Below are 6,418 nucleotides of genomic sequence, written 5' to 3'. Positions count from 1 at the left end.
CCGCGGCCGCCGCCGGGGGGGCCCGGCGGGGGGGCTGCGCCGCCCCCCCGGGGGGGCCGGCCCGCCGCGCGCCCCCCCCCCCCCGGGGCCCGCCCCCGGGGGGGGGGGGGGCCGCCCCGCGGCGAGGACCGGCCGGGCCGCGCCCGGGGCACGACGGCGACCGCGGCGGGACCGCCCGGCTCCCGGCGCGGTGCGCGCCGCCGGATCACCGCCGGACCGGCCGGGCGCCGTCCCGGGACCGGTCGGTACGCGCCGCCGGACCTGCTCACCGAGGCCGCCGGACCTGCTCACCCGGGCCGCCGGGGCGGGCCGGCCGGGGACCGACGCGAACAACCGTGCCCCGGCATGGCAGTCTTGGGTCATGGCCGCGCAGATCAACCCGAGCATCCTGTCCGCCGACTTCGCCCGCCTCGCCGACGAGGCGAAGGCGGTGGAGGGCGCCGACTGGCTCCACGTCGACGTCATGGACAACCACTTCGTCCCGAACCTCACCCTCGGTGTGCCGGTCGTGGAGTCCCTGGCCAGGGCGACGGACACCCCGCTGGACTGTCACCTGATGATCGAGGACCCCGACCGGTGGGCCCCGCAGTACGTGGAGGCGGGCGCCTCCTCGGTCACCTTCCACGTCGAGGCGGCCGCCGCCCCGGTGCGCCTCGCCCGCGAGATCCGCGCCAAGGGCGCCCGGGCCTCGATGGCGCTCAAGCCCGCCACCCCCATCGAGCCCTACGAGGACCTGCTCCCCGAGCTCGACATGCTGCTGATCATGACGGTGGAGCCGGGCTTCGGCGGCCAGGCGTTCCTCGACATCATGCTGCCCAAGATCCGCCGCACCCGGGAGCTGATCGGCAAGCACGGCCTCCAGCTCTGGCTCCAGGTGGACGGCGGCGTGTCGGCGACGACGATCGAGCGGTGCGCGGAGGCCGGCGCCGACGTCTTCGTCGCCGGGTCGGCGGTCTACGGCGCGCAGGACCCCGCCGAGGCGGTACGTGTACTGCGCACGCAGGCGGAGGCGGCCACCGCCAAGGCATCGTGGGCGTGCGACCACTGAGCGTCAGCTACGTGAACGGCTCTCATCAGGGCTGATCGAGCGCGCCGGATCTGCAAGGATGAACGGCGAATCCAGAGTGTGAACAGCAGTGAGGAGATCGCCGTGTCGGGTATGTCGGCGGGCCGGTCAGCAGTGCGGATGGGACCCGCTGAGCTGGTGCAGGCGGCGGCCATGGCCCGCCGTTTCTACCTCGAGGGCAAATCGAAGATCCAGATCGCCGAGGAGTTCGGCGTCAGCCGCTTCAAGGTGGCCCGGGTCCTGGAGACCGCTCTCGAACGGGATCTCGTGCGCATCGAGATCCGCGTGCCGGCCGAGCTGGACGCCGAGCGCTCCGACGCGCTCCGCGCCCGTTACGGCCTCAGGCACGCCGTCGTGGTCGAGTCCCCGGCCGACGCCGAGGAGACGCCCGACCCCGAGAACCTCGGAGAAGTGGCCGCCGACCTGCTCGGCGAGCTGGTCAACGAGGGGGACGTACTGGGGCTGGCCTGGGGCCGCTCCACCATCCACATGGCGGCGGCCCTGGACCGGCTGCCCCCGTGCACGGTGGTGCAGCTGACCGGCGTGTACGACGCCGGGACCGCCGAGCGCGGCTCGGTGGAGGCCGTCCGCCGGGCCGCCCAGGTGTCCGGCGGCGACGCCCACCCCATCTACGCGCCGATGCTGCTGCCGGACGCGGCCACCGCCGCGGCCCTGCGCAACCAGACCGGGATCGCCCGGGCCTTCGAGTACTTCGACAAGGTCACGGTCGCCTGTGTGTCCATCGGCTCCTGGGAGCCGGGCATCTCCACCGTGCACGACATGCTCAGCGACGAGGAGCGTGCCCACTACGCCTCGCTCGGCGTCGCCGCAGAGATGTCCGCGCACCTCTTCGACGCCGAGGGCCGCCGGATCGGCCGTGACCTGGGCGAGCGGTGCATCACGGTGAAGGCGGACCAGCTCCGCCGCATCCCCGAGGTCGTCGCGATAGCGGGCGGACAGCGCAAGGCCCCGGCGATCGACGCCGTGCTCCGTTCCGGGCTGGTCACCAGCCTGGTCACGGACACCTCGGCCGCCGACTGCCTGATGACGGCCGGGACCACCCCGAAGCCCGCCCTGAACCGGGCGGACCCGGACGGGGTCTGACAGCGGGTTACCGGGGGACGGCCGCGGTGGTGTCTCGTACGCCGCCGCGGTCCGTCCCCCGCGGGCTCACCGGGCCCGTAGTGCTCACCGGGCTCGTCGTCCGCGCGGCCGGGCTCGTCGTCCGCGCGGCCGGTCCGCCGGCCGGGCGGCGGCCTTCCGCGCGCCGGCCCGGCCGCGGGAGCGGGGCGGCCGCGCGGGAGATCCCGCGGCCCCGCGGCCGGCCGGGTCCGGGCGCCGCGCACCCTCTTGGAGGTTCCTCCCAGCAGGCCGTCGACCGGCCTGGATGTTCTGCCGGGAGCCGACGCCGCCCTGGTCATGGGAGAATGAAGTACGTGCTCTTTCCCCCTGGCAGACCTGCCCGGGGGTCACCTCTGATCGACTGGGATGTGCAGCACGTGCGTTTCCTCAACGACATCCAGCCCGCGTACGACCTGACGTACGACGACGTCTTCATGGTGCCGAGCCGCAGCGCGGTCGGCTCGCGTCAGGGCGTGGACCTCAGCTCCCCGGACGGCACGGGCACCACCATCCCGCTGGTCGTCGCCAACATGACCGCCGTCGCCGGCCGCCGCATGGCGGAGACCCTGGCCCGCCGCGGCGGCCTCGTGGTCATCCCGCAGGACATCCCGATCGATGTCGTCACCGACGTGGTCACCTGGGTGAAGGGCCGCCACCACGTCCTGGACACCCCGATCGTGCTGGCCCCGCACCAGACGGTCGCCGACGCCCTGGCCCTGCTGCCCAAGCGCGCGCACAACGCGGGCGTCGTCGTCGACGAGAACCACCGGCCCGTCGGTGTCGTCACCGACCGGGACCTGACCGGCGTCGACCGCTTCACCCAGCTCGAAGTGGTCATGAGCAAGGACCTGCTGCTCCTGGACGCGGACATCGACCCGCGCGAGGCGTTCAACCACCTGGACGCGGCCAACCGCCGCTACGCGCCCGCGGTCGACAAGGACGGCAGGCTCGCCGGCATCCTCACCCGCAAGGGCGCCCTGCGTGCCACGCTCTACACTCCGGCCACCGACGCCGACGGCAGGCTGCGCATAGCCGCCGCCGTCGGCATCAACGGCGACGTGGCGGGCAAGGCCGAGCAACTCCTCGCCGCCGGGGTGGACACCCTCGTCATCGACACCGCGCACGGCCACCAGGAGTCGATGATCGGCGCGATCAAGCTGGTCCGCGACCTCGACCCGCGGGTCCCGATCGTCGCCGGCAACATCGTCTCCGCCGAGGGCGTCAAGGATTTGATCGACGCGGGCGCGGACATCATCAAGGTCGGCGTCGGCCCCGGCGCCATGTGCACCACGCGCATGATGACCGGAGTCGGCCGGCCGCAGTTCTCCGCCGTGCTGGAGTGCGCCGCCGAGGCGAAGAAGTACGGCAAGCACGTGTGGGCCGACGGCGGTGTCCGCCACCCCCGCGACGTGGCCATGGCCCTCGCGGCCGGCGCGTCCAACGTGATGATCGGCTCCTGGTTCGCCGGCACCTACGAGTCGCCGGGCGACCTCCAGCAGGACGCGAACGGCCGCCTCTACAAGGAGTCGTTCGGAATGGCCTCCGCGCGCGCGGTGCGCAACCGCACCTCGGAGGAGTCGGCCTACGACCGCGCCCGCAAGGCGCTGTTCGAGGAGGGCATCTCCACCTCCCGGATGTTCCTCGACCCGGCCCGCCCGGGCGTCGAGGACCTGATCGACTCGATCATCGCGGGCGTCCGCTCCTCCTGCACCTACGCGGGCGCCGCCTCCCTGGAGGAGTTCGCCGAGAAGGCCATCGTCGGCGTCCAGAGCGCGGCCGGCTACGCCGAGGGCAAGCCGTTGCACGCCAGCTGGAGCTGAGGCGCCGGCCGCTCCGCCACGGCCCCCGCTCTCCCCGTCGGGGGAGAGCGGGGGCCGTACGGCGTCGTCGGGCCGGAGCCTCCCGGCTGGGGGCACCGGACCGCACGCCGGCCGGGGCGGCCGGAGGGATGACGCCGGGCCCGGCGTCCGGCCCGGGGATGTCGGGCGGGAGCCGGTCGGGTGGCTGCCGGGCCGGGCATCCGAGGACGGTCCCGCCCGTCCCGCGCGCAACGGTCGAAAGCCCCCACGCAACGAACGGCCGCCCAGCCCGCGGGAACGCAACGATTCTGCGGAGATGCGCAAGGTTGCTGCATTACGCACGTGAAGCGCCGCCTCGTAGGGTCTGCGCTGTACGTGGCGTGGCAGGGACCCCGCTCGGTGGGTCCCACGGGACGAGGCGCCACCGGTCCCTGCCGCTGACAACCCGCAGCGACAAGGAGCCGCGCGTGCTGGACCAAGGCGCACCGCCGCACGACCGCAGAACCACCGTCCCCCCTGCCCGGCTGTCCGCCGGCGCCCGCCTGATGCGGCGCAAGCCGGTGGAACGCCTGGTCGCCGAGGGCGGGCAGGGTGAGGGAGGAAGTCTGCGGCGGTCCCTCGGGCTGTGGCAGCTCACCATGATCAGCATCGGGGCGACCCTCGGCACGGGCATCTTCGTGGTCCTCGGCCAGGCGGTGCCCAAGGCCGGCCCGGCGGTCACCCTCTCCTTCGTGATCGCTGGTCTGACCGCGCTGTTCTCCGCCCTGTCGTACGCCGAACTGGCCGGCACCATCCCGGTCTCCGGGTCCTCCTACTCGTACGCATACGCAACGATGGGCGAGCTGATCGCCTGGGTGTGCGGCTGGTGCCTGCTCCTTGAGTACGGCGTGTCGGTCGCCGCCGTGGCCGTCGGCTGGGGCGAGTACGTCAACGAACTGCTCAAGGGCACCATCGGCGTCACCCTGCCCAACGCCCTGTCCGCGCCCCCCGGCGACGGCGGCGTCTTCAACCTGCCGGCGCTGATCGTCGTCCTGCTGGCCATGGTCTTCCTGATGGGCGGCGCCAAGGAGTCGGCGCGCGCCAACACCGTCATGGTCTGCGTGAAGATCGCCTCGCTGGTGCTGTTCTGCGCCATCGGCGTCCAGGGCTTCCGCTCCGGCAACTACTCCCACTTCATGCCCCTCGGCATGGGCGGCGTCAGTGCGGCGGGCGCGACGCTGTTCTTCTCCTACATCGGCTTCGACGCCGCCTCCACCGCCGGCGAGGAGGCGAGGAACGCCCAGCGGGACCTGCCCCGCGCGATCATGCTGTCGCTGGTCATCGTGACCGCGCTGTACGTCCTCGTCGCCGCCGTCGCCGTGGGCGCCAAGCCCTGGCAGGAGTTCGGCGACGCGCACGCGGCGCTCGCCCAGATCATGCGCGAGGTCACCGGCCAGTCGTTCTGGGGCACCCTGCTGGCCGCCTGCGCGGTCGTCGCCATCGCCAGCGTCGTGCTGACCGTGCTCTACGGCCAGACCCGCATCCTGTTCGCGATGTCCCGGGACGGCCTGGTGCCGAAGGTGTTCTCCCGGGTCCACCCCAGGACCGGGGCGCCCAGGGCCAACACGGTGATCGTGTCCCTGTTCTGCGGCGTGCTGGCCGCCGCCGTCCCACTGGGCGAGCTCGCCGACGCCACCAGCATCGGCACCCTCTTCGCCTTCGCCCTGGTCAACGTGGCCGTCGTGGTGCTGCGCCGGACCCGTCCCGATATGCGCCGCACCTTCCGGGTGCCGCTGTCCCCGGTGGTGCCCGCCGTCGGCTTCTTCCTCTGCGTCTGGATGATGGGCAGCCTGTCCGCCGTCACCTGGGTGGTCTTCGGGATCTGGATGGCGGCCGGGCTCGTGTTCTACTTCGTGTACGGCTACCGCCGTTCCCGACTCGCCTCACCCTCCGAGAAGTGATCCACCGACAGTGCTGAACGATCTCGACGAACGCATCGTGCACGCCCTCGCCGAGGACGCCCGCCGCTCCTACGCGGACATCGGGCAGCTCGTCGGCCTGTCCGCGCCCGCCGTGAAACGGCGCGTGGACCGGCTGCGCGCCACCGGAGCCATCACCGGCTTCACCGTCCGCGTCGACCCGGCCGCGCTCGGCTGGGAGACCGAGGGGTACGTCGAGATCCACTGCCGGCGCAACACCTCCCCGGAGACCATCCAGCGGGGCCTGGAGCGCTACCAGGAGGTCGTGTCCGCGTCCACCGTCACCGGCGACGCGGACGCGATCGCCCAGGTCTTCGCCGCCGACATGCGCCACTTCGAGCGGGTCCTGGAACGCATCGCGGGGGAGCCCTTCGTGGAACGGACCAAGTCCGTCCTGGTCCTCTCCCCGCTGCTGCGCCGCTACTCGTCGGGCTCGCCCACCTGAACCGGTACGGGCTCCGGTAGGACGCCCC

Annotated in this window: 5 protein-coding genes; all 5 read left to right on the top strand. The window is 73.1% G+C overall.

Translation table 11 applies throughout. The features are described from left to right. Window positions 1-361: 361 nt before the first annotated feature. The 5 genes from rpe (at window position 362) to ACF061_RS34165 (ending at window position 6,390) form a co-directional block, all read left to right on the top strand. Window positions 362-1,048: a ribulose-phosphate 3-epimerase gene (rpe, locus tag ACF061_RS34185; protein WP_392270899.1), complete on the top strand. Its 687-nt coding sequence runs from the start codon at window positions 362-364 to the stop codon at window positions 1,046-1,048. 78 nt (window positions 1,049-1,126) lie between these two features. Next, window positions 1,127-2,170 carry a sugar-binding transcriptional regulator gene (locus ACF061_RS34180; RefSeq protein WP_392270898.1) on the top strand — a complete coding sequence of 348 codons (1,044 nt, stop codon included), beginning with the start codon at window positions 1,127-1,129 and terminating at the stop codon, window positions 2,168-2,170. A 395-nt stretch (window positions 2,171-2,565) separates the two neighbouring features. Then, on the top strand, window positions 2,566-4,008 hold the full coding sequence (locus tag ACF061_RS34175; RefSeq protein ID WP_392270921.1) for a GuaB1 family IMP dehydrogenase-related protein: 1,443 nt from the start codon (window positions 2,566-2,568) through the stop codon (window positions 4,006-4,008). A 446-nt stretch (window positions 4,009-4,454) separates the two neighbouring features. Further along, entirely contained in the window at window positions 4,455-5,927 is a 1,473-nt protein-coding gene (locus ACF061_RS34170) for an amino acid permease (protein WP_392270897.1), read from the top strand. Window positions 5,928-5,937: 10 nt separating this feature from the next. Continuing rightward, entirely contained in the window at window positions 5,938-6,390 is a 453-nt protein-coding gene (locus ACF061_RS34165) for an Lrp/AsnC family transcriptional regulator (protein ID WP_019983898.1), read from the top strand. The last annotated feature ends 28 nt before the right edge of the window (window positions 6,391-6,418 follow it).

The sequence above is a fragment of the Streptomyces sp. NPDC015220 genome, assembly GCF_043079345.1.
In the GTDB taxonomy this organism is placed as follows: domain Bacteria; phylum Actinomycetota; class Actinomycetes; order Streptomycetales; family Streptomycetaceae; genus Streptomyces.
The sequence above is the reverse complement of the archived record's forward strand: the minus strand, read 5'-3'. Positions and strand labels throughout refer to the sequence as shown.